Source organism: Streptomyces albospinus (genome assembly GCF_014648695.1).
Lineage (GTDB): Bacteria > Actinomycetota > Actinomycetes > Streptomycetales > Streptomycetaceae > Streptomyces > Streptomyces albospinus.
Map to the genome: position 1 here is coordinate 19,406 of NZ_BMRP01000041.1, position 26,965 is coordinate 46,370.

The following is a 26,965-nucleotide window of genomic DNA, read 5'->3' on the forward strand; positions in this document are numbered from 1 at the left end:
GCGGCGCGACTAGCCGGGGCCGCCGCGCCCGCTCAGTGGGGCGGGCGGGCGGGGTACGACGTCGTGGGTCCGCTCGGCGCCGCGGGGCCGGACCCGGTCGGCCTCGCGGTCGGATCCGCCGTCGGCCTCGTGGTCGGCTTCGCGGTCGGGTTCGCCGTCGGTCCCGGGTACGGCGGCGTCGGGGACGGCGCCGGCTGCTGCGTCGGGGTGGGACGGCCGGGACCGGGCGCCGGATGCGGCGGTGCCGGGGTGCGACCACCGGGCGAGGGGCGGCCCGGCCCCGGAGCGGGCTCGGTCACACCGTGGCCCTCCAGCGCGACGACGGTGCCGCCCGGCTCGATGGCGATCTTGGACTTCCAGTGCCCCTCGGGCTCCCGGTCGTGGTCGACGTACACCGTGATCGTCGTGGTCTGGCCGGGCCGCAGCTCCCCCGCCGTATGGCTCATCTGGAGCCAGGGCGCTGCCGCCGCCGCCCGCCAGCGCACCGGCGAGCTGCCCGAGGCCCGGATCGTGATGACCGTCGTCCCGGAGGAGGGCTGCGCGTCGACGGTCAGCCGCCCCGGGCCGCGCTCCTCCCGGTCGGGCGGCGGCGTCGGGCCGCTGTCCGGGCCCGCCACCTCGACGGACACGTCGGGCGTCCAGTCGCCGGCCGACAGCCGCGGGGTCGCCGGGCGGGCGTTGCCGGCGTTCTCGTACGGGCGGCCGTCGAGCCGGGCGCCGGCGTCCGGGTCGGCCTCCGTGCCGTTGGCCGCCACCGTCGTGGCGTCCGTCTCGCCGGTCTCCGGGGCGCCGCGGTAGGCCGCCCACAGGGCGAGCACCGGCGCCGCCAGCACTGTCGCCACGATGGTGGTGGTCAGCGCCCGGCTGCGCAGCCGGCGGCGGCGCGCGACCCGGTCCGTGGGGCCCACGGGGAATCCGTTGCGGCCGTAGCGAGGAGAACCGTTTGCTCCACCGTGCCGGCCGCCGGCCGGCGCCGCGGTCGCGCCCGGTACGCCCTCCGCGCGCCCCGAACGGGACTTCAGGGCCGCCGCCAGCGCCTCGTCCACCGCCTCCCGCTCGACGCCGACCAGCGGCAGCGCGCCCTGGTCGGCCGGCGCGGTGCCCGGCCAGGGCCCGGCGGCGGTGGCCCGCTCGGCGGTCCGCCGGCACTCGGCGCAGTCGTCGACATGGCGCACCAGCTCCCGGCGGAGCGCCGCGCCCAGCAGCATCTGGCTGTCCCCGGCCAGCCGCCCCACGTCCGGACATCGCCCGAACTCGACGACGGCCAGCGCCGCCCGGGTCCGCTCGACCTCGCAGGACGCGGCGGCCAGCAGCGCGCGGGTGGCGGCCGGTTCGGCGCCGAGCACCGCGGCGACCTCGTCGGGCGACAGCCGGTGGCGCACCGAGAGCTCCAGCGCCTCGCGCTGCTCGGGCGTGGTCCCGGCGGCCTCCGGCCAGGCCAGCACGGCCAGTTCCCGCCGGCGCTCCTGCTCCTGCTCCCGCTCCCGCTCCCGCTCCCCGCCGGGCGGGGCCGCGGGTTCCTGGCCGGCCTCGGCGAGCCGGCGCAGGCACGCCCAGCGGGCCAGGGCGTAGAGCCAGGGGCCGTAGAGGCCGGCGTCGCCGGGGCGCCGGCCGTGCTGCCGCTCGGCGAGCGCCAGCGCCTCGCCGAGCACCGCGGTGGCCGCGTCGTGCTCGCACAGCACGGACAGGCAGTAGGTGAACAGCCCGTCCAGATACGGCTCGTAGCGGTCCTGGCGGGCCTCGTCGTGCCGCCGTGTATCGCGGTTCCGGCGGATCCCGCGGTCCTGTTCCTCGGGTCGGCGCGGCGCCGTGCCGCGCGACCGGTGTGCGCCGGTGGTGTGCGTAGGGTGCTCGGGCCTGCTGCTCATCACCCCGGCGACGGTAGGCGGATGATGCAGCCGGTCTCGCTTGGCAGGGTCGGTTTTAACCCTTACGGGTGACCATCTCCCTCAATGGGGGACACGCATCTGCTATTCCGCCCCTGAGTGCGCTCGGCGCACGCCGCCCGGTCGGCGCAACTGCCGCCGACCCCGCCCGGTGTCACACCCCGCCGCTACGGTGGCGTCATGGCAACTCGTAAATCGTCGGCCAAGGAGCGCCCGTCGTACCGCTGCACGGAGTGCGGCTGGACCACCGCGAAGTGGCTCGGCCGCTGCCCGGAGTGCCAGGCGTGGGGCACGGTCGAGGAGTTCGGCGGCGCCCCCGCGGTGCGCACCACCGCCCCCGGCCGGGTCACCACCGCCGCGCTGCCCATCGGCCAGGTCGACGGCAGGCAGGCCGCCGCCCGCTCGACGGGCGTGCCCGAGCTGGACCGCGTCCTGGGCGGCGGGCTGGTCCCGGGCGCGGTGGTGCTGCTGGCCGGCGAGCCCGGCGTCGGCAAGTCCACGCTCCTGCTGGACGTCGCCGCCAAGGCCGCCTCCGGCAGCCACCGCACGCTCTATGTCACCGGCGAGGAGTCCGCGAGCCAGGTCCGGCTGCGCGCCGACCGCATCGGGGCCCTCGACGAGGATCTCTATCTGGCCGCCGAGACCGACCTCTCCGCCGTCCTCGGCCATCTGGACACGGTCAAGCCCTCGCTGCTCATCCTGGACTCCGTGCAGACCGTCGCCTCCCCCGAGATCGACGGCGCCCCGGGCGGGATGGCCCAGGTCCGCGAGGTCGCCGGCGCCCTGATCCGGGCCTCCAAGGAGCGCGGCATGTCGACCCTCCTGGTCGGCCACGTCACCAAGGACGGCGCCATCGCAGGACCCCGCCTCCTGGAGCACCTGGTCGACGTCGTGCTGCATTTCGAGGGCGACCGGCACGCCCGGCTCCGCCTCGTCCGCGGCGTCAAGAACCGCTACGGCACGACGGACGAGGTCGGCTGCTTCGAGCTGCACGACGAGGGCATCACCGGCCTCGCCGACCCCTCCGGCCTGTTCCTGACCCGCCGCGACGAGCCGGTGCCCGGGACGTGCCTGACGGTCACCCTGGAGGGCCGCCGCCCGCTGGTCGCCGAGGTCCAGGCGCTGACCGTCGACTCCCAGATCCCCTCCCCGCGGCGGACCACCTCCGGCCTGGAGACCTCCCGGGTCTCGATGATGCTCGCCGTCCTGGAGCAGCGCGGCCGGATCAGCGCCCTCGGCAAGCGCGACATCTACAGCGCGACGGTCGGCGGCGTGAAGCTCTCCGAGCCGGCCGCCGACCTGGCCGTCGCGCTCGCCCTGGCCAGCGCCGCCAGCGACACCCCGCTGCCCAAGAACCTGGTCGCCATCGGGGAGGTCGGCCTGGCCGGCGAGGTGCGGCGGGTCACCGGCGTCCAGCGCCGCCTCTCGGAGGCCGCCCGGCTCGGCTTCACGCACGCCCTGGTCCCCACCGACCCCGGCAAGATCCCCGCCGGGATGCGGGTCCTGGAGGTCGCCGATGTCGGCCAGGCGCTGAGCGTGCTGCCCAAGCGGGTACGCCGGGAGGCCCCGCGGGAGGAGGACGCACGCCGGTAGACTTTGCCCCGGTCTCGCCCGTCACCACCGTCTCACCGCCGGCTGCGTAGCTCCTGGATACCCTCCTTTGGTACGCACCGCGGCACCGGCCGGGCGGCCCGCGGACCGACAGATCCTTGCGACGGAGGAGTGCAGTGGCAGCCAACGACCGGGCATCGTCTCCCGGCAGGTCCGGAGGGAGCTCCGGCACCGAGAGCCTGATGCGCGCCTCGCTGAGCGCCGTCGCGCCCGGTACGGCCCTGCGGGACGGTCTGGAGCGCATCCTCCGGGGCAATACGGGCGGCCTGATCGTCCTCGGCTTCGACAAGACCGTCGAGTCCATGTGCACCGGCGGTTTCGCGCTGGACGTCGAGTTCTCCGCCACGCGCCTGCGCGAGCTGTGCAAGCTCGACGGCGCGCTGGTCCTCGACAAGGACATCACCAAGATCCTCCGCGCCGGCGTCCAGCTGGTCCCGGACGCCTCCATCCCCACCGAGGAGACCGGCACCCGCCACCGCACCGCCCAGCGGGTCTCCATCCAGACGAACTTCCCGGTGGTCTCGGTCAGCCAGTCCATGCGGCTGATCGCGCTCTACGTGGACGGCGAGCGGCGCGTCCTGGAGGAGTCCGCCGCGATCCTCTCCCGCGCGAACCAGGCGCTGGCCACCCTGGAGCGCTACAAGCTCCGCCTCGACGAGGTCGCCGGCACCCTCTCCGCCCTGGAGATCGAGGACCTGGTCACGGTCCGCGATGTCACCGCCGTCGCCCAGCGCCTGGAGATGGTCCGCCGGATCGCCACCGAGATCGCCGAGTACGTCGTCGAACTGGGCACCGACGGCCGCCTGCTGGCCCTCCAGCTGGAGGAGCTGATCGCCGGCGTGGAGCCGGAGCGCGAGCTGGTCGCCCGCGACTACGTCCCCGAGCCCACCGCCAAGCGCTCCCGCACGGTCGCCGAGGCGCTGGCCGAGCTGGACGCGCTCAGCCACCCCGAGCTCCTCGAACTCCCCATCGTGGCCCGCGCGTTGGGCTACAGCGGCGCGCCCGAGACGCTCGACTCCGCGGTCTCCCCGCGCGGCTTCCGTCTACTGGCGAAGGTCCCCCGCCTCCCCGGCACGGTCATCGACCGCCTCGTCGACCACTTCGGCGGCCTCCAGAAGCTCCTCGCCGCCAGCGTCGACGACCTCCAGGCGGTCGACGGCGTCGGCGAGACCCGCGCCCGCTCGGTCCGCGAGGGTCTGTCGCGGCTGGCGGAGTCGTCGATCCTGGAACGGTACGTCTAGGACCTGTCGCCGCGTCCGTACGGGCCCCTGGGACGTGCCCCCTCCCACGGGCCCGTACGTGTCCACGGGCGCCGGCCCTCAGCGGCCCAGCACCACCGTCTCCTTCTCCGCCGGCAGTCCCAGCACCGGCCGGTCCGGGCGCTGCGGCGCCACCCCGCCGATGCTCCGCAGCCACTCCCAGGTGTCGGCCACCGTCTCCGCCACCGGACGGCACCGCAGCCCCGCCGCCAGCGCCTTGGCGACGTCACCGCCGTGCATCACGTCGTGGAGCTGCCCCGGCGGCAGCCAGACCGGCAGCTCCGTCCACGGCTCGATGCCGGCCGCGAGGACGTCCTCCGGTGCGGTCCAGCGCAGTTCGGCCGCGGAGCCGGTGACCCGCACACAGCTCTCCAACAGCTCCCCCATCGTGGTGTGCCCGGACTCGCTCACCAGGTTGTACGCCCCGCCCCGCCCGTCCCGTACGGCGTCCAGGGTCCACTCCGCGAGGTCGCGGGCGTCGATGTACTGGAGGGGCAGCTCGCGCGGCCCCGGGGCGAGCACCGGTCCGCCGCGGGCGATCCGGCCCAGCCACCACGGAAGCCGCCCGATGTTCTCGTACGGGCCGAGGATCAGCCCCGCGCGGACGAGCAGCGCCCGGTCCCCGAAGGCGTCGGTCGCGGCCACTTCGGCGCCCCGCTTGGCCGCGGCGTAGTCGTCGGCGTCGGTGGCGTCGGGCGAGCCGTCGACGAGCGGGGCCCGCTCACTGAGCCGCTGGGTGGGCGGATAGGCGTACACCGAGCCGGTGGAGACGTAGGCGTACCGGCCGACCCGGCCGGCCAGCAGCCGGGCGGTGTCCCGCACCGCCGAAGGCGCCCCGCTCCAGGTGTCGACGACGGCGTCCCACTCGCCGTCGTCCAGGGCGGCGAGCCCGCCCGGTGCCATCCGGTCGCCGTGCAGCACGGCGGCCCCGTCCGGCGCCGGATGCCGCCCGCGGTGGAACACCGTGACCTGCCAACCCCGCGCCAGCGCCGCCTCGGTGACCGCCCGGCCCACGAACTCCGTTCCGCCCAGCATCAGTAGCTTCATGGCGGCGACTGTGCCGCAGCGGGCGCCGCCGGTGCCAGCGGTGCACGCTCTGAGCGGATTCCCTACGGGCGGAACTTGCGGAGCGCAAAGTTCCGGGCCGCCGGGGGACGGTGCGGCGGATCCGCCGCGGTCAGTCCTGCGCCAGCTCGAACGACGTCCGGGCCGCCGTCAGCCCCGGCACCTTCGCCTCGATGCGATACGAACCGGCCGGCACCGCCGCCGCGCTCGGCGTCGCGCACTGGGGGCCGCTCGCCCGGCGGTCCCACGCGACGGTCCGGGTCACCGAGTCGCCGGCCGGCACCTGGAGCCACGCCGGGCCGCCGGTCGACGGGCAGTCGCCGGAGGACCACACCCGGTCGCCGCCCGCGGTGTCGCTGATGGTCAGCAGCGCCGCCTTGCGCCCGAGGTCCACCTTGCAGGCCGCGTCACCGGAGTTCTCCATCGTCAGCTCGAACTTCGGTCGGTCGTCGGGCGCGTAGGAGTCCTTGACGCTGCGCACGGTCAACTGCACCGCGCCGGATGTGCAGTTGGGGACGGTGGGACCCGCCGCCACGGCGTTGCTGCCGGTGCCCTCGCCGATCGGCGCCCAGCCGGAACCGGAGCCGCCCGAACCGGAGCCGCCGCCGGCACCGCCGGACCCGCTGCCCTTGCCGTCCGACCCGGACCCGCCCCCGGCGGCCCCGTCACCGGAACCGGAGTCCCCGCCCGAACTCCCCCCGGAACCCGACACATCGCGCCCGCCCGGCTTCTGGCTGATCACGGGACCGGTGGGCGCGGGCCCCGGCGTGATGGACGCCGCGGGCCCCGTTCCCTTCGCGCCCTTGCCTTCGTTGGCGGTGGGGCTGTCGCCGCCCATGGTGAGGACCCACACGACCAGCGCGACCAGGAGCGCGACGATGGCCAGCGCAACGGCCCTCCGCCGCCAGTAGATGGAGGACGGAAGCGGCCCGATCGGATTGCGCAGTGATCCCACGCGGAAACTCTACGAGAGATCCGCACCCGCACCGGCCAGTACCCGCCGCATCGGGCTGCAACTTTTCACATCATCGGCCCGCCGGGCGCCCCGCGCACCGCCGCGCGCCCGCATTTCCGGCCCCCGCCGCCGACCGCCCCGCCGCCCCGCCTTCACGTTCGACAGGTGCATCCCCACCGATCCCCGAACACCCCACCCCTATCTGACATTTCGTCAAATACCGTGCACCGGTGACGATTCCGCACCGTCATCGATCACGAACAACACCCCTCTCCCGCAAGGTGACCGCTCGCGCGCACCGGGCGGCCGGCCGGCTCCGCACCTTGGCCGATACCGGTACCTCCGGCGTACTGCTGCTCCCGACGCCCACCGCGCCGGCCGCGGTGCTCGACGCGGCGCCCCTCACCGGCCGGCGCCCCGTGCCGAGCACGGATGCGGCACGGCCGCCGCCGGGCCCTGCCCGCCCCATGACCGGACATCCGCCCCCGGGGACCGGCTGCACCTGCCACCTCCCGAGCCCGCTACGCCTGCCACTCCTCCTTGTGACCGAACCCCTGCCCGTTGTCGATCAGCCGCAGCCAGTCGGGGCGCAGCTCCCACAGCGCGGTCCGCTCCAGGGCCGCGCGCAGCCGGTCGCTCGCTTCGACGAAGGGGAAGCGAGCGGTGTAGACGCGCCACCCGGCGGCCCGCTCGGCCCCGCTCAGCGGGCGGCACCGGCCCCGCCCCTGGAGTCCGGTCAGCCCGCTCCACTCCTGGCCGTCCCGCTGCACGGTGAACGCCACCCGGGCGCCGGACTCCCCCAGGGCCCGGCCGTGCCGCGTGGTGTCCGCGGTCACGAAGTACAGCGCGGGCGCCCCGTCCGCCGCCGCCCCCGCCGCGTACAGCACCGCACACGCCTGCGGCCCGTCCTCGTCCACGTACGCCAGCGTCACCGTCGTGTGCCCGTCCAGCGCCCGCCGGATCGCCGCGGGGCAGCCCGCACCGTCCGCGCCACCGGCGCCTTCCCTACCGCACGTCTCCTCCATACCCGCATCCTCGTACGCCCCCGCCGCCCCGGGCGCACCGGCCCGGGGCATACCGGCGGTAGTACCCCGCCCCCTTCCTGCGTGTGGGTGGGCGTGCGGCGGGGCGGGGCCGGTGCGTTTCCCGGGGGCCCGCGGGCGTGCCAGGATCGACGGTGCCATGACTTCGACTCCTGCCATCCCCACGCTCATGACCGCCGCCGACGACACCGCCTCCGCCGCCGTATCGGCCGCGGAGGCCGCGGACGGGACCGGCCTGCACGGCCCCGTCACCGACTGGTTCGCCGAGCACGCCCGCGACCTGCCCTGGCGCCGCCCCGCAGCGGGCGCCTGGGGTGTGATGGTGAGCGAGTTCATGCTTCAGCAGACCCCGGTCAGCCGTGTGCTGCCGGTGTACGAGCAGTGGCTGGCCCGCTGGCCGCGGCCCGCCGACCTGGCCGCCGAGGCGCCGGGCGAGGCGGTGCGCGCCTGGGGCCGGCTCGGCTACCCGCGACGCGCCCTGCGGCTGCACTCCGCGGCCTCCGCCATACAGGAACGCCACGGCGGCGACGTCCCCCGCGAGCACGCCCAGCTGCTGGCGCTGCCCGGCGTCGGCGAGTACACCGCGGCAGCCGTCGCCTCCTTCGCGTACGGGCAGCGGCATGCGGTGCTGGACACCAATGTGCGGCGGGTCTTCGCCCGCGCGGTCGCCGGCCGGCAGTACCCGCCGAACGCCACCACCGCCGCCGAGCGCAAGCTGGCCCGCGCGCTGCTCCCCGAGGACGAGGGGCTCGCGTCCCGATGGGCGGCGGCCACGATGGAGCTGGGCGCGCTGGTGTGCACCGCACGCAGCCCCGAGTGCCACCGCTGCCCGATCGCGGCGCAGTGCGCCTGGCAGCAGGCCGGGTCGCCGGCGCACGAGGGCCCGCCGCGCCGCACCCAGACCTACGCCGGCACCGACCGCCAGGTCCGCGGCAAGCTGCTGGCCGTCCTGCGCGAGGCGGTCACACCGGTGCCGCAGGGGGTGCTGGACGCGGTGTGGGACGAGCCGGTGCAGCGGGCCCGCGCGCTGGACGGGCTGGTCTCGGACGGCCTGGTGGAGCCGCTGACCGGCGGGCGCTACCGGCTGCCGCACGCATGACGGGCGCATCGCCTCCCCTCGCCTCCGCAATACATCCGTCGTTCATGTAACGCGGAGACCGAATTCCGCATCTATACGGGCGTGGCCACTCCGGTGGCCACGCCCGTGCGCATTTCGGTACGCCATAACCCGGCACGGCGCCGACATAGCGCCATAACAATCTCGGGCAAATTGGCAGAAATGCCGCCCAACTCGGCGCTATTTCACGGCCGCAGGACTTTCGTCCCTCTTGGGCCGGGCCCCTTGTCCGTCGGGAGTATGACCCCGACAGCGGCCCCGTCCGTCCGAGGTATGACCCCCGGCGGGCTGTTACACAACCGAGGGTTTTCCGTGCACTCCTTGTGGGGTCGACGCACATTACGTCGCAACACCCTCTCCGTAGCGTCATTCCCGTGCTGGAGATGACCACCGGCACGGTCAACGTGGGGAAACGCAAGCGGATCGGAGGGGTCGGAATGACGACCAGTGGCGGCCAGGTACTGGACTTCGAGGAGTACGTACGGACCCGGCAGGAGGCACTGCTGCGCAGCGCCCGACGCCTGGTGCCGGACCCCGTCGACGCCCAGGACCTGCTCCAGACAGCCCTGGTGCGTACGTACGGCCGCTGGGACGGCATCGCGGACAAGTCGCTCGCGGACGCCTACCTCCGCCGCGTCATGATCAACACCCGCACCGAGTGGTGGCGTGCCCGCAAGCTGGAGGAGGTGCCCACCGAGCAGCTCCCGGACGCGAGCGTCGACGACGGCACCGAGCAGCGCGCCGACCGCGCCCTGCTGATGGACATCCTCGGCGTGCTGGCCCCCAAGCAGCGCAGCGTCGTCGTGCTGCGGCACTGGGAGCAGATGAGCACCGAGGAGACCGCCGCCGCGCTGGGCATGTCCACCGGCACGGTCAAGAGCACCCTCCACCGGGCGCTGGCCCGGCTCCGCCAGGAGCTGGAGAGCCGCGACATAGACGCACGGGTGCTGGAGCGCGGGGAGCGGGAGCGGTGCGCGGCCTGACGGGCGGCGTCACACAGCTCACATCCCCCGGCAGCACACCCGTCACACGCACCGGCAGCACGGCCGCGGCGCAGGCAGCACCGCACCGCGGCGGCAGAACCGGCGTAACGGACGCCACAGCACGGCTCACAGCAAGGCGCGCGACAATCTCCACAGGAACAGCAGCCCGGTACGCGGCAGCGGCGCGATCGGCGGCAGTGCGAGCAGCACGGTGAGCGGGAGCGGATTGTCCAGATACAGGCCGGGCAGGAGCCTGGCCAGGAACAGCTTGACCAAGGGCGGCGCGGCCACGGCGGGGGTGGCCGCCGTCGGTCTTTTGCTGGCCGGCTGCAATCCCGGCGGCGGGGGCGTCCGCAAGGAAGGCTCCGCCACCCACACGCCCGCCCCCCGGGGCGCACTGAGCGCGTCGCCCTCTCCCAGCTCGACCGCCCACTACCAGAAGGTCAACGCGGTCAAGCTGCTCAAGGACGACCCGAAGGTCAGCGCGGATGTGAAGCACTCCATCGCCAAGCCGTGCGCCGCGGACGCGTACCCGGTCGAAGTGACCTACGCCTCGCTCACCGGCGGCTCCGCCCCGGACGTGATCGTCAACGTCATGACCTGCGCGGATTCGGTCGGTCTCGGTTCGTACGTCTACCGCGAGCAGGCCGGCGCCCCCGATGGGTATGACAACGTGTACGCCAATGAGCAGCCGTCGGTGTACGCCGGGGTGAACAAAGGCGACCTGGAGATCTCCAAGCAGACCTACGCCACGGGTGACAAGGTGTGCTGCCCATCGGGGGAGGATGTGATGACCTACCGCTGGGCGAACGACCGTTTCACCGAGTTCGACCGGTATCACACCGACTACAGCAAGACCACCGCCGGCGCCTCACCGGACGGCGGCACGGGATCGGAGGGCTGAGACCACCGCATGGCCGACACCCATGTCCTCTTCGTCGAGGACGACGACGTCATCCGCGAAGCCACCCAACTCGCTCTGGAACGGGACGGTTTCGTGGTCACCGCCATGCCCGACGGGCTGGCCGGCCTGGAGGCGTTCCGCGCGAACCGCCCCGATATCGCCCTGCTCGACGTGATGGTCCCGGGGCTCGACGGCGTCAGCCTCTGCCGCCGGATCCGCGACGAGTCCACCGTTCCGGTGATCATGCTCTCGGCGCGCGCCGACTCCATCGACGTGGTGCTGGGCCTGGAGGCCGGCGCCGACGACTACGTCACCAAGCCGTTCGACGGTGCGGTGCTCGTCGCCCGTATCCGCGCCGTGCTGCGCCGCTTCGGGCACGCCGGCCAGAACCGCACCGGCGGCGGCCCCGCGGAGGCGGAGATCCTTGAGGAGACCGTGCTCCGCTTCGGCGACCTGGAGGTCGACACCGAGGGCATGGAGGTCCGCAAGGGCGGCGAGACGGTCGCCCTGACGCCGACCGAGATGCGGCTGCTGCTGGAGTTCTCCAACGCCCCGGGTACGGTCCTCTCGCGCGACCGGCTGCTGGAGCGGGTCTGGGACTACGGCTGGGGCGGGGACACCCGGGTCGTGGACGTCCATGTCCAGCGGTTGCGCGGCAAGATCGGCCAGGACCGGATCGAGACGGTCCGCGGCTTCGGATACAAGCTGAGAGGCTGACACCTCCAGTGGTACGGCTGGCCCTGCGAACGGGCCTGAGATGGAAGCTCAGCGCCGCGATCGCGCTCGTCGGGGCGCTGGTCGCGGTGGCGCTGAGCATTGTCGTGCACAACGCCGCCCGCGTCTCCATGCTCGACAACAGCCGCGACGTCCAAATAGAACGGCTCAACTTCACGCAGAAGATCTTCGAGTCCACCAACCGCCTCCAGTTCGGCGCGAAGATCGACGACCCGGCGCTGCCGAAGGCCCTCCACAAGGAGGTCACCGAAGGCGAGCGCGCCACCTTCCTCCAGGACACCGGCCAGACCGCCCCCGAGGTGTGGGCCGCCACCCCGCTCGGCAACGGGCGAGTGCTCTCCATCCACGACCGCTTCCCGGACCGCTTCGCCGTCCTGGACGACCTGGACCAGGCGCTGCTGATGGGCTCCACGGCCGTGGTGGTCGGCGGCTGCGCACTCGGTGTGCTGGTCGGCGGGCGGCTCTCCAAGCGGCTGCGGAAGGCCGCCGCCGCGGCCGGGAAGCTGGCCGACGGCGACACCTCCGTCCGGATCCGCGACGAGGTCGGCAGAGGCCGGGTCCACGACGAGACGGACGATCTTGCGTGGGCGGTGGACGCCATGTCGGACGCCCTCCAGCAGCGCATCGAGGCGGAGCGGCGGGTCACCGCCGATATCGCCCACGAGCTGCGGACCCCGGTGACCGGCCTGCTGACCGCCGCCGAACTCCTGCCGCCCGGACGGCCGTCGGAGCTGGTCCGCGACCGCGCACAGGCCATGCGGACCCTCGTCGAGGACGTGCTGGAGGTGGCCCGCCTCGACGGCTACGCGGAGCGGGCCGAGCTCCAGGACGTGTGCCTCGGCGAGTTCGTCACCCGCCGGGTGCGGGCGCTGGACCCCGACGTCACCGTCGAGATCGTGCGGGACGCGGAGGTCTCCACCGACCCGCGTCGCCTCGAACGCATCCTGGGCAACCTCATCGCCAACGCCGCGCGGCACGGCAAGCCGCCCATCGAGGTCACGGTGGAGGGCCGGGTCCTGCGGGTCCGCGACCACGGCGTCGGCTTCCCGGAGGCGCTGCTGCGCGAGGGGCCGAGCCGGTTCCGCACCGGCAGCAGCGACCGGGCCGGTGTCGGCCACGGCCTGGGCCTGACCATCGCCGCCGGCCAGGCCCGGGTGCTCGGCGCCCGCCTCACCTTCCGCAACGCCGACGAGCTGACCGACGGCTCCACCGGCGCCGTATCGGTCCTCTGGCTCCCCGAGAACGCCCCGACCGCGACCGGCAGCTTCCCGGTCATCCAGCTCCCGGACCGCTGACGGCCTCCCGGACCACCGACGGCCTCCCGGCCCGCTGACGCCAGCGGCGGCGGGGAGGACCCCAAGGACCCCCACCGCCGCCTCACCACTCGGTGACGGGACCGGTGTCAGTGCCGGTGGTGCCGGCTCAGCACGAACCAGAGCGTCACCAGCACCGCCACCAGGACGACCGCGCACGCGATCTTCAACGGGCTGTACGGGCGCTCACCGGTGACCTCGCCGGTATCGGCGTTGACCATGACCTGCCACTGCTTGCCGTTGTAGACGTACGACGCGAACCACACCGGGAGCAGCATCAGCTTGAACGTCATCGCCCCGTAGCTGGTGTTGACCGCGTGCACCCGCTGCTGGTCACCGCCGATGTCCCGCTTGCAGTCCTCCTCGATGACCTTGGCCATCTTCTGCTGCGCGGTCTGGAAACCCGCCTCCGGCTCGACCTCGTACCGCAGGGTCCGAAAGCCCGCCAGATACGCCTCCTGGTAGGCCACCGCCTGCTTCAGCGGCCAGGGCTCCAGCGCCGACAGCCGGTTGGTGTCGACGGTTCCGACACCGGGGACGAGGACGTCGTCGAAGAACCGGTTGACCGTGCCGTTGACCCGGTACCAGCGGACCCTGGTCTCCTTGTCCTCACCGGACCCGACGGTGTACTCCTCGCCGCGCTCGCCGCTGTACGAGGAGGTGGTCTGGGCGTCGTACGTCCAGTGCGGCACATACGTCCCGTGCAGGGACTCCGCCGAGCCCACCTTCTTCAGGGCGTTCGGCGCGAACCAGCGGGACCGGGCCCACTTGCGCAGGTTCTCGTGCACGTCCCGCTTCTCGACCCGGAACGGCACCACGCCCTCCGGCACGATCCGGTCCTCGGCGGCCGAGGCGACCAACGGGGTGGCGCAGAACTGGCAGTTGCCGGACAGCGCGTCGGTCTGGTTGGCCGCACCGCAGCTCGGGCACTTGAGGATCTGCCCGCCCGACACCCGCGGCTTGGGCACCAGGTTCGCCAGCTCCTCCCAGGCGTGCTCCCGCACCTCGCGGTTGACGGGCACGATGGGCTGCTCGAAGCGGCAGTGCGGACAGCGCAGGACGTTCGTCCCCGGGGCGTACTCGGAGGTCGAACCGCAGGACTGGCACGCGTAGGACTGCGGGGACTGCGGCTCACTCTGCTGCTGCTGAGCGGGCGGCTGCTGTTGCTGCTGCGGGGGCTGCTGATACTGCTGTTGCTGCGGCGGCTGCTGGTACGGCTGCTGCGGCGGGTAGGGCTGCTGTTGCTGCGGGTACGCCGGCTGCTGCGGGTAGGGCTGCTGCGGCGGATACGGCTGTTGCGGCTGTTGCGGATACGCCTGCTGCTGCGGCGGATACGGCTGCTGCTGGCTGGGCTGCTGGCCATACGGCTGCTGCGGCTGGTACGGCTGATAGCTCATGGGGTCACCGGCTCCTGGCGGTCGGTTACGCCTGCGGCGGCAGCGGCGGCGGAGTGGCGCGGAAGTGCTGGGCGAGCTCGGGCACGTTCTCCACCGGCTGCCAGCTCCCCATACCGTCACGCCAGGCGAGCATCCCGGCCCGTACGGCCCCCGAGCTGATGTGCCCGGTGAACGTCGCATGGTCGTAGGGACCCTGCTGCTGCCCGTCCACGGCGACGTACCACTGGTACTGCTGCTGACCCGGCAGCGGCGGCGGAACGGCCCCACCGCCCGGCGCCGGCGCGGCGGGCGCGTACGGCTGCTGCTGGGCCGGCTGGTTCTGCTGCGGCGTCGCGAACGCCTGCGCCATCTGCTGCCCCGCGGCCATGCCGAGGCCCAGGCCGATGCCCTCGCCGGCGCCGCCCGGGTTGTTCGCCGCGTCCCGCACCGCGTCCGCGGCCTGCATGCGCGCGTAGTTGTCGAGGTTCCCGATGATGCCCATACGGCTGCGGGCGTCGATGGCCTGCTCGACCTCGGGCGGCAGCGAGATGTTCTCGATGATGAACTTCGGGACCGAGATGCCGTGCGACACCGCCAGCTCGTCGGTCAGCATCTTGCCCAGCCGGTCGCCCAGCTCGGCCTGGCGCGCGGCGAGGTCGAGCATCGGAATGCCCGAACTCCCCAGCAGCGTGCCGAGCTTGCCGACGATCAGCTGCCGGAAGTACTCCTCGACCTCTTCGGTGCGGAACATCGGGTCGGTGCCGGCGAGCTCGGTCAGCAGCTTCGCCGGGTCGGTCACCCGTGCCGCGTAGCCGCCGAACGCCCGCAGCCGCACCATGCCGAACTCCGGGTCCCGCACGGTGACCGGGTTCTGCGTGCCCCACTTCATGTCCGTGAACTGCCGGGTGGTGACGAAGTAGACCTCTGCCTTGAACGGCGAGTGGAAGCCGTACTTCCAGCCCTGCAACGTCGACAGGATCGGCAGGTTCCCCGTCTGGAGCTCGTACATGCCCGGCGCGAAGACATCCGCGATCCGGCCCATGTTCACGAAGACCGCCACCTGCGACTCGCGCACGATGAGCTTGGCGCCCATCTTGATCTCGTTCTCGTAGCGCGGGAAACGCCAGACGATCGTGTCCCGGCTGTCGTCCGTCCATTCCAGGATGTCGATGAACTCGCCGCGTACACGGTCCATGAAGCCCACGAGAAGTACCCCCCGTTCATCCGGGCTGATCCAGCCGGGCCTGCGGTGGCGGCGGCGGAGTCCCTTCGCTTATACGTCCGAGCCATAGTAGGGCTGCGGCCCGCAGGCGCGGCGCGCGGGCTCAGCCCGCCCCCGCCACCTCGCACCAGACCGTCTTACCCGCCGTTCCCTGTCGTACGCCCCAACGGAGCGCAACGGCGTCCAGCAGCGCTATCCCCCGCCCGTTCTCGTCGTCCACGGCGGCCCGCAGCAGCACGGGCAGCGCCCGCGGGTCCGGATCGGTCACCTCGACGCGCATCCGCCCGTCCCCGGCCCTGGCGACATGAACGACGACCGGCGTCCCCTCCCCCACATGCCGAATCACATTCCCGACCAACTCACTCACACACAGCTCGACTTCGCAGGACGCCGCCGTACCGAGATGCGCCCGCACGGCCTGCCGCAGCAACGGCACCTCCTTCGGTACGGCCAGCAGCCGCACCGTCATCACCGCGCCGCCGCCTTGTGCAGCACCTCGGCGAGCCTGCGCGCGGTGGCCATGTTGCAGTTGCCCAGCGCGACGAGCGGAGGCGGGTAATCTCCCGCGAACGAGGGCATATCGACACCGAGGGAGGGGAGCGTGATCCCGTTCGCCTTCAGCGCGACCTTGAGCCCTTCAGCGCATTCGTGCACGTCATCCATGGCCGTTCACCTTTCCTGTGCGCATTGTGATGAATCGCTCACAGACTGGCGTCACGCGCCGTACTTTGGAAGGGAATCGGGCTTTCGTGCCCAACTGACAAGCGGTGGTGGTGAGTCGTGTCTCCCCGTAAGGATCCGGACCCGTCGGCGAGCGTTCCGTGCTTCTACGGCGCCGAGTTGCGCTTCCTGCGGGAAAGCGCGGGCCTCACGCTCGACCAGTTAGTGGAGGGCAGCTTCCGAGGAGCACCGCTGCTCAGCCGCATCGAGCGTGGCGAACTGGGCATGCCGATGGATCTTGCGGTCCACGTCGACAAGAAACTCAAGACGGGCGGCTTCTTCGAGCGGCACTGCGAGAAGGTGCAACAGGCACGCCGCTCCGGCCTCGCCACGTACTTCGCGGACGTCGCAGAGATGGAGGTACGCGCGACGACGATCGAAGAGTGGGCGCCCGGCGTCATTCCTGGCCTTTTGCAGACCGAAGCCTATGTCCGGCGACTCGCGCAGACGGGAAAGCCCTGGCTGAAGGCCAGGGAGGTCGAAAGGCTCGTCCGCGCACGAGTGGCGCGCGCCGACTTCTGGAAGCGCGGCGACCACGCCTATTACTGGGGCATCCTGCAAGAGTCGCTCATCCGCCGACCGACTCTGCCTCCCGACCAGATGGCTGACCAGCTGGACCACATCGCCGCAGTGATCCGGAGCAGCGAGAGCGTCCTCCAGCTCTTGCCCGAAGCCGCGGCAACTGGCCCCATCATGATGGGCGATCTGCGAGTCATGACCTTCCCCGATGCGCCTGTCATCACCTACACCGAGAACGCCCACAGTGGCCAAGTCATTGACTTTCCACCGCTCGTGATGGAGTACCGGAGGTCGTACGATCTGCTGAGGGCCGCCGCACTGTCACCTGAGGCGTCCCTGGCCATGGTCGAAGATGCGGCGAGGGGCTATCGACATGAAGCGCAGCAACAGGATTGACCTGAGCACTGCCACTTGGCGCAAGAGCAGCTACAGCAATGCCGACGGCGGCAACTGCATCGAGGTATCGGACGACTTCCTCGACGCTGCCACCTGGCGCAAGAGCACCTACAGCAACGGTGATGGCGCCAACTGCATCGAGGTCATGGACGACCTCCCCGGCATCGTCCCCGTCCGGGACAGCAAGGACCCGTACGGACCGGCGCTACTGTTCCCGGCCGCCGGGTGGGCGGCGTTCGTCGGCGCCGTTAAGGGGAGCCAAATCCCCACCGCCTGAAGGCCGTTCAGCCGATCAGCACTGCGGCCCCGGTGTACGTGACGTACGTACACCGGGGCCGCTTGCGGTAGGCGCGCCGTCAGACGGCCTCGACGACCATCGCCCGCTCCGCAGGAGCCTCCGCATCCGCGCCATCCGCCGGCTTGGCCGGACCGCCCCGCAGCGGGACCTCCTTCAGGAACCACGCCGCGATGAAGCCGACGACGCTGATCGCCGCGCCCCACAGGAACACATGGTGCGTACCGGAGGCCACCGCGTGGGCGTACGCGTCCTTCACCGGCGCCGGGAGCTTGGCCAGGCCCTTCGGGTCCATCTGGGCACCGCCGCTGGACATCTTGGCGGCGGCGGCCTTGCCGAGGCGGGCGACCATCGTCGACTGGAGCTCGTTGGTGAAGATCGCGCCGAGGATCGCGACGCCGAAGGAGCCGCCGATGGTGCGGAAGAGCGTGGCGGACGAGGATCCGACGCCCATGTCCTTCATCTCCACGCTGTTCTGCGCGATCAGCATCGTGGTCTGCATCAGGCAGCCCATACCGGCGCCGAGCACCGCCATGTACGCACCGGACGTGAAGCGCGTGGTGCCGGTGTCCATCAGGGCGAGCAGGGCCAGGCCGACGGTGATCAGCGCGCCGCCGAGGGTCACGAAGATCTTGTACCTGCCGGTCTGGGTGGTGACCCGGCCCGCGATGAGCGAGACCACCATCATCGACAGCAGCATCGGGAGCAGCAGCAGACCGGAGTTGGTGGCCGAGGCGCCCTGCACGGACTGCTGGAACAGCGGCAGGAACGTCATCGAGCCGAACATCACGAAGCCGACCAGGAAGCCGATGACCGTGACGAGCGAGAAGTTGCCGTTGCGGAAGATGTGCAGCGGCAGGACCGGCTCGCTGACCTTGCGCTCGACGAAGAGGAAGGCGATCAGCGCGACGACGCCGAGGATGCCGAGGCCCACGATCTGGCCGGAGAGCCAGGCGTACTGGGTGCCGCCCCAGGTGGTGATCAGCACGAGCGACGTGATGCCGATCGTGAGCAGCGCGGCGCCGGCGTAGTCGATCCGGGCGCGCGAGCGCTTCTTCGGGAGGTGCAGCACCGCGGTGACCATGATCAGCGCGATCGCACCGAGCGGCAGGTTGATGTAGAAGCTCCAGCGCCAGCCGAGGTGGTCGGTGATCGTGCCGCCGACGAGCGGCCCGCCGATCATCGCGATGGCCATGACGCCGGCCATCATGCCCTGGTACTTGCCGCGCTCCCGCGGCGGGATCAGGTCGCCCATGATGGCCATGACGCCGACCATCAGACCGCCCGCGCCCAGGCCCTGGACGGCGCGGAAGCCGATCAGCTGGTTCATGTCCTGCGCCATGCCGGACAGCGCGGAGCCGATCAGGAAGAGCACGATGGACGTGAGGAAGACGCCCTTGCGCCCGTACATGTCGCCGAGCTTGCCCCAGATCGGCGTCGAGGCCGCCGTGGCCAGTGTGTAAGCGGTGACGACCCAGGACAGGTGCGCCAGCCCGCCCAGTTCACCGACGATCGTCGGCATCGCGGTGCCGACGATCATGTTGTCCAGCATCGCGAGGAGCATCGCGATCATCAGCGCGAAGAGCACCATCCGTACGCCGGCGGGCTTTCTGCCCGTGCTCTGCTCCGGTATGTCCCCCGTCGGGGCCGCTGTCCGCGACATCCCCATCACTTCCCCATCTTTCTTACTTACTTGCCGCCCGGCTAGTTCAGTACAGTGCGTAAGGTAGAGAATCAACTAGCCGGGCGTCAAGTAAGTTTCTTGAGGGCCGGGTGGGTAGCGCCTGACCAGCGGGGCAGTGTCTGCTGGACGGGCAGGCCGTCAGCCCGCAACGACACCGCAGTCACCGCAGGAGAGCACCATGGGCACATCGCACACGCGCAGGGGGAACACCCGCCAGCGCATTCAGGACGTCGCTCTGGAGCTGTTCGCGGAACAGGGCTACGAGAAGACCTCGCTGCGCGAGATCGCCGAGCGGCTGGAGGTCACCAAGGCCGCGCTCTACTACCACTTCAAGACCAAGGAAGACATCATCATCAGCCTCTTCGAGGACCTGTGCAGGCCCATCGACGAGCTGATCACCTGGGCCGAGGGGCAGCCGCGCACCCTGGAGACCAAGCAGGAGCTGGTCCGCCGCTACAGCGAGTCGCTGCGCTCCTCCGAGGCCCTTTTCCGATTCATGCAGGAAAACCAGGCCACCGTGCGGGACCTCACCATCGGCCAGGGCTTCAAGGAGCGGATGCTGACGCTCTACGGGCTGCTCAAGGAGCCCGACGCGGAGCTGGTGGACCAGGTGCGCTGCATCACGGCGCTGTTCTCGATGCATGCGGGCATGTTCGCGATGCAGAACGTCGTGGGCGACCCCGAGGAGAAGCGCGAGGCCATCCTCAGGGTCGCCACGGAACTGGTCACGGCGGCAAACCCGCCGAGCCGCCGGCCAGCCCGGCCGGATTCAGCTCAGACGGCGTCGCCGTGAGCCCGCAGGAATCCGGTCGGCTCGATGCCCGACCCGTAGTTGGGGCCGGTGCGGACCTCGAAGTGCAGGTGGGGACCGGTGGAGTTGCCGGTGCTCCCGGAGAGACCGATCTGCTGGCCGGTGGCGACCTGCTGGCCGACGTGGACCTCGATCTTTGAGAGGTGCGCGTACTGGGTGTACATGCCGTCGGCGTGCCTGATCACGATCGCGTTGCCGTAGGCCGGACCGTCGCCGCCGCCCCACGGGCCCGCCTTGACGATCGTGCCCTTGTGCACGGCGTGGACCGCGGTGCCGGTCGGCACGACGAAGTCCTGACCGCTGTGCTTGTGCGCCCAGTGGACGCCGGCGATGCCGAAGGGTTCGCCGAGGACGTACTTCTCGACCGGCTTCACCCAGGCGTTGGCCCTCTTCGCCGCGTCCACCTTGTCCTTCGCCGCGGCTGCCTTGGCATCGGCGACGGCCTTGAGCTGCGCATCGGCCTGAGCACTGACGACCGAGCTGGTGGCGGTGGTCAGATGCAGCAGCCCGGCGTCCGCGGCGGAGGCGACACCGGCGCCCAGCGCGGCGGCGATACCGGCACCGGCGGCCACGACGGCCACACGATTGCGCAGCGCCGACTTCGCGGCGTTGGCGGACTTCCGAGAATTACGTATCGCGGCAAACTTGGACATGCGGGTTTTCCCTCCAGGGAAAGTGAATGGGTGTTTTCCCGGCTGCGGTCCGGGAGCGCCATTCCTTGGTAACCCGCGTTCGCCATGACGCCAAGGGGCCCTTTCTACTATCGGAGTCCGTATGCGGGGACGCCGATCAAGGGCGTTGCCCCGCCTCTGCCAGGGTGGGCACAAAGCACCTCAAACCGACTCGATCACCGCGCACGTGATCGCCCTGACCTGGCATTTCTCCGTACGGGGCCTGGGCGCGTCACGATCGCCGACACCCCGCCCCGGCACCCCTCCCCGGGAGAATCCGACCCCCCGGAACCACCCCGCCCCCCTCCCCCTAAAGCTTTTAGTAGGCCACAAATCCATGTGCCTCAAGTCACCAGCCGAAAGGGATTCACTGTGACCCGCATTACGCGAAATCGAGTGCGGATGTGACCTGGGTTACTCATTTCCCCGCCGGTGGATTCCCGCCCGGTGGATTCCCGAAAGCACCTGACCGGCACCGGCCCACCGCTCTAACCTGACCCGAACACGACACGTCACCGCGTCGGCACGTCATCAGGTCGGCACAGCACAGGGGGAGGGCGGACCGCACGTGGACCCGTCAGCAGTAGGCGTCAAGCTCGCGTCGAGCGTCGTCGCACCGCTCGTCAAGAAGCTCTTCGTCAAGGAGGGTCCGGGCGCCGGCCTCGTCGACGCCCCCGTACGGATCTCCGCCCTGGTCTCCTTCCGGGGCGAGCAGCGCACCCTCACCGACCGGGACCTGCACAAACTGGCGGCGGAGCTGGTGCGGCGCGCCGTACGGTCCGCCGGCCCCGGCGAGCGCCCGGTCCCCGAGGACGAGGAGACCGCCGTCGCCGACGCCCTGGCCACCACCCTCGCCGCCCTCGGCACCCTCGACATGGACGACGTCCAGGCCGTCGCCCTCGGCTCCACCGCCCTGGCGGAGCGCCTGACGGCCGCCGCCCCGCACGCGGCCCGCGGGCTGTCCCGGGACGCCGAACTCCTCCTCCAGACCCTCGTCGGCACCGCCTGCCTGCACATCGTCCACTTCTTCACCCAGCGCTCGACGTTCGTCGCCCGCACGCTGGTCCAGCAGAGCCGCAGCCTGGACGCGTTGATCACGATCGTCGACGAGTTCATCGAGCGGCATCCGTCGCCCCGCACCGCCGACGCCGCCTTCGAGCGCGGATACCTCGCCCACCTCGCCCGCAAGCACGGCCGCCTCACCATCTACGGCATCGACCTGCACAACTCCCCGGACCGCTGGCCGCTCGACGCCGCCTACATGAGCCTGGAGGCGACCGGCCCGAACATCGCGGAAGGCCCCTTCGAGGACCTTCCGCCCCGTGCCGCCGTCCGCGCCGACCAGGCGCTCGCCGGCCGCGACCGGGTCCTCCTCCGCGGCGTCGCCGGCTCCGGCAAGAGCACCCTCGTCCAGTGGCTGGCCGTCTCCTGCACCAAACCCGCCGGCGAGACCGCCCTCCCCCACCTCTACGGCCGCATCCCCTTCGTCCTCCCGCTCCGCACCCTCACCCGCTCCGGCGCCGCCCTCCCCACCCCCGACCGCTTCCTCGCCGCCACCGGCTGCCCGGTCTCCGGCTCCCAGCCCGCCGGCTGGGCGGAACGCGTCCTCGCCTCCGGCCGCGGCCTCCTCCTCGTCGACGGCCTGGACGAGATCCCGGAACGCGAACGCGACCACACCCGCCGCTGGCTCCGCGATCTGCTCGACGCCTTCCCGGGCAACCTCTGGCTGGTCACCACCCGCCCCTCCGCCGTACGCGAGGACTGGCTGGCCGCCGACGGCTTCGACGAGCTGACCCTCTCCCCCATGAGCCGCGACGAGGTCGCCGCCTTCATCGGCCGCTGGCACCGGGCCGCACGCCACGACGCCGACGACACCGACCGCCTCGACGCCTACGAGCAGTCCCTCCGCACCGCCGTCCGCACCAAGCCCGACCTCGGCCGGCTCGCCACCAACCCCCTGATGTGCGGCCTGATCTGCGCCCTGCACCGCGACCGCTGCGGCTACCTCCCGCACGGCCGCAAGGAGCTCTACGACGCCGCCCTGGGCATGCTGCTCTCCCGCCGCGACCGGGAACGCGACATGCGCGGCCCGGACGGCATCGAGCTCAGCGACGAGCCGCAGATCCAGCTCCTCCAGCGCCTGGCCTACTGGCTCATCCGCAACGGCCGTACCGAACTCGACCGCGACCGCGCCGAACGCCTCGTCGCCGACGCCCTCCCCGCCGTCCCCGCCGCCGCCTCCCAGGGCCCGGCCCCCGCCGTCTTCCGCCACCTCCTCCTCCGCAGCGGCCTCCTCCGCGAACCCGCCCCCGGTTCCGTGGACTTCGTGCACCGCACCTTCCAGGACTACCTGGGCGCCAGAGCCGCCATCGAGGAGGGCGACTTCGGCCTCCTGGTGGCGCATGCGGCGGACTCCCAGTGGGAGGACGTCATCCGCATGGCCGTGGCCCACGCCCGCCCCCGCGAACGGGCCGATCTGCTACGGGAGTTGATCACCAAGGGCGACGGACTGGACGACCCGAGCGCCCGTCTCCGCGTCCACCTCCTCGCCGTCGCCTGCCTGGAACACGCGACGGAACTGGACCCGACGGTCCGCGAGGAGGTCAACTCCCGCGCGAAGGCGATCCTGCCGCCGCGTACCCGCGAGGAGTCCGAAATGCTGGCCGCGGCCGGCCCCATCGTCCTGGAACTCCTGCCCAGCCCGGACGGCCTGGAGGTCGACGAGGCACAGGAAGTGGTGGCCACCGCCGCGTCCATCGGCTCCGACGCCGCCCTGGAATGCATCAAGCGCTTCCGGGACCACCCCGAGGTCTCCGTCCGCGGCCAACTCAGCATGCACTGGCCGGCGTTCGAGACCGGCCGCTACGCCGAGGACGTCATCCGGCACGTCGGCACCGATGCCCCCACCACCGTCGCCAACCCCGCCGAGCTGGCCGCCCTCAAGGCGCTCGGTGGTCACCCGATGACGACCGTGAGCGGCCGGTTCACGGCCGGGGAACTCCTCGACGCGATCCACCCCGAGCAGCTCACCCACCTCATGCTCTTCGACAACCCGGCGATCAGCGATCTCGCATTCCTCCGGAATTTCCCCGCACTGAGGTCGCTCACCCTGCGGGACTGCCCCGGGGTCGACGATGCCGCGCCCCTCTCGGACCTGCATCTACAGATCCTGGCCATCAGCGGGGCGGACGGCAGCGGCGTGCGCACACCACGCGGGCTCGACCGCCTGCGCCATCTCCGGTCCCTGACACTCCTCGTCCCGCTTCCCCGCGAGGGCCTGGACGCCTTCCCGGCAGATGCTCCGTTGACCCACCTGGTCCTCGGCCAGCGCATTCGCCCCGACTTCACGCGTATCGCCTCCTGGCCGGGCTTGAAAGGCATGCAGTTGCAACGCCTCACCGACGATTTCGCCGAGGACCAGTGGCGTGCACTCTGCGACCTCACCGAGCTGGAGGACTTCTCCCTCGGCCTGGCGGAGGGCGAGAGCGGCCTGTGTGTTCCCCCTGGCCTGACATTGCCGCAGGTGAAGAACCTCAGCCTGCTCAATCCGGCACGCCGCTCCCCGACCGAACTGACCGAGCAGCTGCGCACCGCCCTCCCGGCCTTCCCCGCCGTCCACAGACTCGGGCTCTACGGCATGATCGGCGCCCCCATCGACCTCTCGCCCGTAGCGACCCTCCCCGCCCTCCAGAGCCTCTATCTCTCGTATCTCACCCCGGCCCCCTGCTACGCCGTCCCGCCCCATATCGACGTCACCCTCTACCCCCGCCCCCGCACGTAAAAAGAGCCCTCCCACGCAAAAACCGCCCCGGAACCGTGGAACGGTTCCGGGGCGGCTGCGTATGTCAGGGACTACGCGTCCTTGCTCAGGTTCGGGCCCGAGCCGCCACCCGCCGCGGACTCCACCGGCGGGGCGCTCGGCACCGCCGACTTCTCCTCGCCGCGGAAGGTGAACCTGGCGGTCTCACCCTCGCCCTCGACATCGACGACCACGATGTGGCCGGGACGCAGCTCGCTGAAGAGGATCTTCTCCGAGAGGGCGTCCTCGATCTCGCGCTGGATCGTGCGGCGCAGCGGACGGGCGCCGAGCACCGGGTCGTACCCGCGCTTGGCCAGCAGCGACTTGGCCTCGCCGCTGAGCTCGATGCCCATGTCGCGGTCCTTGAGCCGCTCGTCCACCTTGGCGATCATGAGGTCGACGATCTGGATGATGTCTTCCTCGGTGAGCTGGTGGAAGACGACGGTGTCGTCGACACGGTTGAGGAACTCGGGGCGGAAGTGCTGCTTGAGCTCTTCGTTGACCTTGTTCTTCATCCGCTCGTAGCCGGTCTTGACGTCGCCCTGGGCGGCGAAGCCCAGGTTGAAGCCCTTGGAGATGTCCCGGGTGCCGAGGTTGGTGGTCATGATGATGACCGTGTTCTTGAAGTCCACGACCCGGCCCTGGGAGTCGGTCAGGCGACCGTCCTCCAGGATCTGCAACAGCGAGTTGAAGATGTCCGGGTGAGCCTTCTCGACCTCGTCGAAGAGGACCACCGAGAACGGCTTGCGGCGGACCTTCTCGGTCAGCTGGCCGCCCTCTTCGTAGCCGACGTAGCCGGGAGGCGAGCCGAAGAGCCGCGAGACGGTGTGCTTCTCGCTGAACTCCGACATGTCGAGGGAGATCAGCGCGTCCTCGTCGCCGAAGAGGAACTCGGCGAGCGTCTTGGACAACTCGGTCTTACCGACACCGGACGGGCCGGCGAAGATGAACGAGCCACCGGGACGCTTGGGGTCCTTCAGGCCGGCACGGGTGCGGCGGATGGCCTGGGAGAGCGCCCTGATGGCGTCCTTCTGGCCGATGACGCGCTTGTGCAGCTCGTCTTCCATCCGCAGGAGACGCGAGGACTCCTCCTCGGTGAGCTTGAAGACCGGAATGCCCGTGGCCGTGGCCAGGACCTCGGCGATCAGCTCCTCGTCCACCTCGGCGACGACGTCCATGTCGCCGGCCTTCCACTCCTTCTCCCGCTTCGCCTTCGCGGCCAGGAGCTGCTTCTCCTTGTCGCGCAGGCCGGCGGCCATCTCGAAGTCCTGCGAGTCGATCGCGGACTCCTTCTCCCGGCGCACGTCGGCGATCTTCTCGTCGAACTCGCGCAGGTCCGGCGGCGCGGTCATCCGGCGGATCCGCATCCGGGAGCCGGCCTCGTCGATCAGGTCGATCGCCTTGTCCGGCAGGAAGCGGTCGGAGATGTAGCGGTCGGCGAGGGTGGCCGCGGCGACCAGCGCGGAGTCCGTGATGGACACGCGGTGGTGCGCCTCGTAGCGGTCCCGCAGGCCCTTGAGGATCTCGATGGTGTGCGGCAGCGACGGCTCGGCGACCTGGATCGGCTGGAAGCGGCGCTCCAGGGCCGCGTCCTTCTCCAGGTGCTTGCGGTACTCGTCCAGCGTCGTCGCACCGATGGTCTGGAGCTCGCCGCGCGCCAGCATCGGCTTGAGGATGCTCGCGGCGTCGATGGCACCCTCTGCGGCGCCCGCGCCGACCAGGGTGTGCAGCTCGTCGATGAACAGGATGATGTCGCCGCGGGTGCGGATCTCCTTGAGGACCTTCTTCAGGCGCTCTTCGAAGTCACCCCGGTAGCGGGAGCCGGCGACCAGCGCGCCCAGGTCGAGGGTGTAGAGGTGCTTGTCCTTGAGGGTCTCGGGCACCTCGCCCTTGACGATGGCCTGCGCCAGGCCCTCGACGACCGCCGTCTTGCCGACGCCGGGCTCGCCGATGAGGACCGGGTTGTTCTTCGTACGGCGGGACAGCACCTGCATGACCCGCTCGATTTCCTTCTCGCGCCCGATGACCGGGTCGAGCTTGGTTTCCCGGGCGGCCTGCGTGAGGTTGCGGCCGAACTGGTCCAGGACGAGCGAGGTCGAGGGCGTGCCCTCGGCCGGGCCGCCTGCGGTGGCGGCTTCCTTGCCTTGGTAGCCGGAGAGCAGCTGGATGACCTGCTGCCGCACCCGGTTGAGATCGGCGCCGAGCTTCACGAGGACCTGGGCGGCGACGCCCTCGCCCTCGCGGATCAGGCCGAGCAGGATGTGCTCGGTGCCGATGTAGTTGTGGCCGAGCTGGAGGGCCTCGCGGAGCGACAGCTCCAGGACCTTCTTGGCACGGGGAGTGAAGGGAATGTGGCCGGACGGGGCCTGCTGGCCCTGGCCGATGATCTCCTCCACCTGCTGGCGGACCGCCTCAAGCGAAATGCCGAGGCTCTCCAGGGCCTTAGCGGCGACACCCTCACCCTCGTGGATCAGACCCAGGAGGATGTGTTCGGTGCCGATGTAGTTGTGGTTGAGCATCCGGGCTTCTTCCTGAGCCAGGACGACAACCCGCCGCGCACGGTCGGTGAACCTCTCGAACATCGTTAATCGCTCCTCAGAG

At 71.4% G+C, this 26,965-nt stretch carries 23 protein-coding genes; 11 read left to right on the forward strand and 12 right to left on the reverse strand.

Annotated elements, in window-relative coordinates:
• Positions 1–32: 32 nt before the first annotated feature.
• Positions 33–1,868: a BACON domain-containing protein gene (locus IEZ17_RS33590; protein ID WP_189306847.1), complete on the reverse strand. Its 1,836-nt coding sequence runs from the start codon at positions 1,866–1,868 to the stop codon at positions 33–35.
• 198 nt (positions 1,869–2,066) lie between these two features.
• Between IEZ17_RS33590 and radA the strand changes: the two genes are divergently transcribed.
• Both radA and disA read left to right on the forward strand, forming a co-directional pair.
• Positions 2,067–3,479: a DNA repair protein RadA gene (gene radA / locus IEZ17_RS33595; protein ID WP_189306849.1), complete on the forward strand. Its 1,413-nt coding sequence runs from the start codon at positions 2,067–2,069 to the stop codon at positions 3,477–3,479.
• Between the two features lie 134 nt (positions 3,480–3,613).
• The gene (gene disA / locus IEZ17_RS33600) at positions 3,614–4,738 is read left to right on the forward strand and encodes a DNA integrity scanning diadenylate cyclase DisA (protein ID WP_189306851.1); all 1,125 of its coding nucleotides are present in this window, start codon (positions 3,614–3,616) and stop codon (positions 4,736–4,738) included.
• A gap of 78 nt (positions 4,739–4,816) precedes the next feature.
• Here disA and IEZ17_RS33605 read toward each other — a convergent pair whose 3' ends face one another.
• The 3 genes from IEZ17_RS33605 to IEZ17_RS33615 form a co-directional block, all read right to left on the reverse strand.
• The gene (locus IEZ17_RS33605; protein WP_189306853.1) at positions 4,817–5,803 is read right to left on the reverse strand and encodes an NAD-dependent epimerase/dehydratase family protein; all 987 of its coding nucleotides are present in this window, start codon (positions 5,801–5,803) and stop codon (positions 4,817–4,819) included.
• Between the two features lie 130 nt (positions 5,804–5,933).
• Complete coding sequence (locus tag IEZ17_RS33610) at positions 5,934–6,776, reverse strand: hypothetical protein (RefSeq protein ID WP_189306854.1); 843 nt, start codon at positions 6,774–6,776, stop codon at positions 5,934–5,936.
• Positions 6,777–7,297: 521 nt separating this feature from the next.
• Positions 7,298–7,801, reverse strand: a complete 504-nt coding sequence (locus IEZ17_RS33615) for a pyridoxamine 5'-phosphate oxidase family protein (RefSeq protein WP_189306856.1) — start codon at positions 7,799–7,801, stop codon at positions 7,298–7,300.
• Positions 7,802–7,958: 157 nt separating this feature from the next.
• Between IEZ17_RS33615 and IEZ17_RS33620 the strand changes: the two genes are divergently transcribed.
• Both IEZ17_RS33620 and IEZ17_RS33625 read left to right on the forward strand, forming a co-directional pair.
• Positions 7,959–8,918, forward strand: a complete 960-nt coding sequence (locus IEZ17_RS33620; protein WP_229852883.1) for an iron-sulfur binding domain-containing protein — start codon at positions 7,959–7,961, stop codon at positions 8,916–8,918.
• A 401-nt stretch (positions 8,919–9,319) separates the two neighbouring features.
• Positions 9,320–9,919, forward strand: coding sequence for a SigE family RNA polymerase sigma factor (locus IEZ17_RS33625; RefSeq protein ID WP_373300024.1), 600 nt, complete (start codon positions 9,320–9,322; stop codon positions 9,917–9,919).
• A 126-nt stretch (positions 9,920–10,045) separates the two neighbouring features.
• Here the strand turns inward: IEZ17_RS33625 and IEZ17_RS33630 are convergent, their stop codons facing one another.
• On the reverse strand, positions 10,046–10,195 hold the full coding sequence (locus tag IEZ17_RS33630) for a hypothetical protein (protein WP_189306858.1): 150 nt from the start codon (positions 10,193–10,195) through the stop codon (positions 10,046–10,048).
• Between IEZ17_RS33630 and IEZ17_RS33635 the strand changes: the two genes are divergently transcribed.
• The 3 genes from IEZ17_RS33635 to cseC are packed head-to-tail and all read left to right on the forward strand — an operon-like array spanning position 10,188 to position 12,853.
• Complete coding sequence (locus tag IEZ17_RS33635; RefSeq protein ID WP_189306860.1) at positions 10,188–10,823, forward strand: hypothetical protein; 636 nt, start codon at positions 10,188–10,190, stop codon at positions 10,821–10,823. The two genes, IEZ17_RS33630 and IEZ17_RS33635, sit on opposite strands and share 8 nt — an antisense overlap.
• A 9-nt stretch (positions 10,824–10,832) precedes the next feature.
• Positions 10,833–11,540, forward strand: coding sequence for a two-component system response regulator CseB (gene cseB / locus IEZ17_RS33640; RefSeq protein WP_189306862.1), 708 nt, complete (start codon positions 10,833–10,835; stop codon positions 11,538–11,540).
• An 8-nt stretch (positions 11,541–11,548) separates the two neighbouring features.
• Positions 11,549–12,853, forward strand: coding sequence for a two-component system sensor histidine kinase CseC (gene cseC, locus IEZ17_RS33645; RefSeq protein ID WP_189306864.1), 1,305 nt, complete (start codon positions 11,549–11,551; stop codon positions 12,851–12,853).
• A gap of 107 nt (positions 12,854–12,960) precedes the next feature.
• Here cseC and IEZ17_RS33650 read toward each other — a convergent pair whose 3' ends face one another.
• The 4 genes from IEZ17_RS33650 to IEZ17_RS33665 form a co-directional block, all read right to left on the reverse strand.
• On the reverse strand, positions 12,961–14,268 hold the full coding sequence (locus IEZ17_RS33650; protein ID WP_229852884.1) for a TFIIB-type zinc ribbon-containing protein: 1,308 nt from the start codon (positions 14,266–14,268) through the stop codon (positions 12,961–12,963).
• A 25-nt stretch (positions 14,269–14,293) separates the two neighbouring features.
• Positions 14,294–15,442 (reverse strand): SPFH domain-containing protein, encoded by a 1,149-nt coding sequence (locus IEZ17_RS33655; protein ID WP_229852885.1) that lies wholly within the window; start codon positions 15,440–15,442, stop codon positions 14,294–14,296.
• A 130-nt stretch (positions 15,443–15,572) separates the two neighbouring features.
• A complete protein-coding gene (locus IEZ17_RS33660; protein WP_189306869.1) occupies positions 15,573–15,938 on the reverse strand; it encodes an ATP-binding protein in 366 nt (121 codons plus the stop codon).
• The gene (locus IEZ17_RS33665; RefSeq protein WP_189306872.1) at positions 15,938–16,132 is read right to left on the reverse strand and encodes a hypothetical protein; all 195 of its coding nucleotides are present in this window, start codon (positions 16,130–16,132) and stop codon (positions 15,938–15,940) included. The genes IEZ17_RS33660 and IEZ17_RS33665 overlap by 1 nt, the downstream gene beginning before the upstream one ends.
• A gap of 117 nt (positions 16,133–16,249) precedes the next feature.
• Between IEZ17_RS33665 and IEZ17_RS33670 the strand changes: the two genes are divergently transcribed.
• Together IEZ17_RS33670 and IEZ17_RS33675 are read left to right on the forward strand one after the other, a co-directional pair.
• A complete protein-coding gene (locus tag IEZ17_RS33670; protein ID WP_189306874.1) occupies positions 16,250–17,104 on the forward strand; it encodes a helix-turn-helix domain-containing protein in 855 nt (284 codons plus the stop codon).
• Positions 17,082–17,381 carry a DUF397 domain-containing protein gene (locus tag IEZ17_RS33675; protein WP_189306876.1) on the forward strand — a complete coding sequence of 100 codons (300 nt, stop codon included), beginning with the start codon at positions 17,082–17,084 and terminating at the stop codon, positions 17,379–17,381. Before IEZ17_RS33670 ends, IEZ17_RS33675 begins: the two co-directional genes overlap by 23 nt.
• Positions 17,382–17,460: 79 nt before the next feature.
• Here IEZ17_RS33675 and IEZ17_RS33680 read toward each other — a convergent pair whose 3' ends face one another.
• Complete coding sequence (locus IEZ17_RS33680; RefSeq protein WP_189306878.1) at positions 17,461–19,068, reverse strand: MDR family MFS transporter; 1,608 nt, start codon at positions 19,066–19,068, stop codon at positions 17,461–17,463.
• Positions 19,069–19,261: 193 nt separating this feature from the next.
• On the opposite strand from IEZ17_RS33680, the gene IEZ17_RS33685 reads away from it, so the two are divergent.
• Complete coding sequence (locus IEZ17_RS33685; RefSeq protein WP_189306880.1) at positions 19,262–19,876, forward strand: TetR/AcrR family transcriptional regulator; 615 nt, start codon at positions 19,262–19,264, stop codon at positions 19,874–19,876.
• Here the strand turns inward: IEZ17_RS33685 and IEZ17_RS33690 are convergent.
• The gene (locus IEZ17_RS33690; RefSeq protein WP_189306882.1) at positions 19,858–20,547 is read right to left on the reverse strand and encodes a M23 family metallopeptidase; all 690 of its coding nucleotides are present in this window, start codon (positions 20,545–20,547) and stop codon (positions 19,858–19,860) included. The two genes, IEZ17_RS33685 and IEZ17_RS33690, sit on opposite strands and share 19 nt — an antisense overlap.
• Before the next feature lie 586 nt (positions 20,548–21,133).
• Here IEZ17_RS33690 and IEZ17_RS33695 point away from each other — a divergent pair.
• Positions 21,134–24,346, forward strand: coding sequence for an NACHT domain-containing protein (locus IEZ17_RS33695; protein ID WP_189306883.1), 3,213 nt, complete (start codon positions 21,134–21,136; stop codon positions 24,344–24,346).
• Between the two features lie 71 nt (positions 24,347–24,417).
• On the opposite strand, the gene IEZ17_RS33700 is transcribed toward IEZ17_RS33695, so the two are convergent.
• Positions 24,418–26,946 carry an ATP-dependent Clp protease ATP-binding subunit gene (locus IEZ17_RS33700; protein ID WP_189306885.1) on the reverse strand — a complete coding sequence of 843 codons (2,529 nt, stop codon included), beginning with the start codon at positions 26,944–26,946 and terminating at the stop codon, positions 24,418–24,420.
• Between the last annotated feature and the right edge of the window lie 19 nt (positions 26,947–26,965).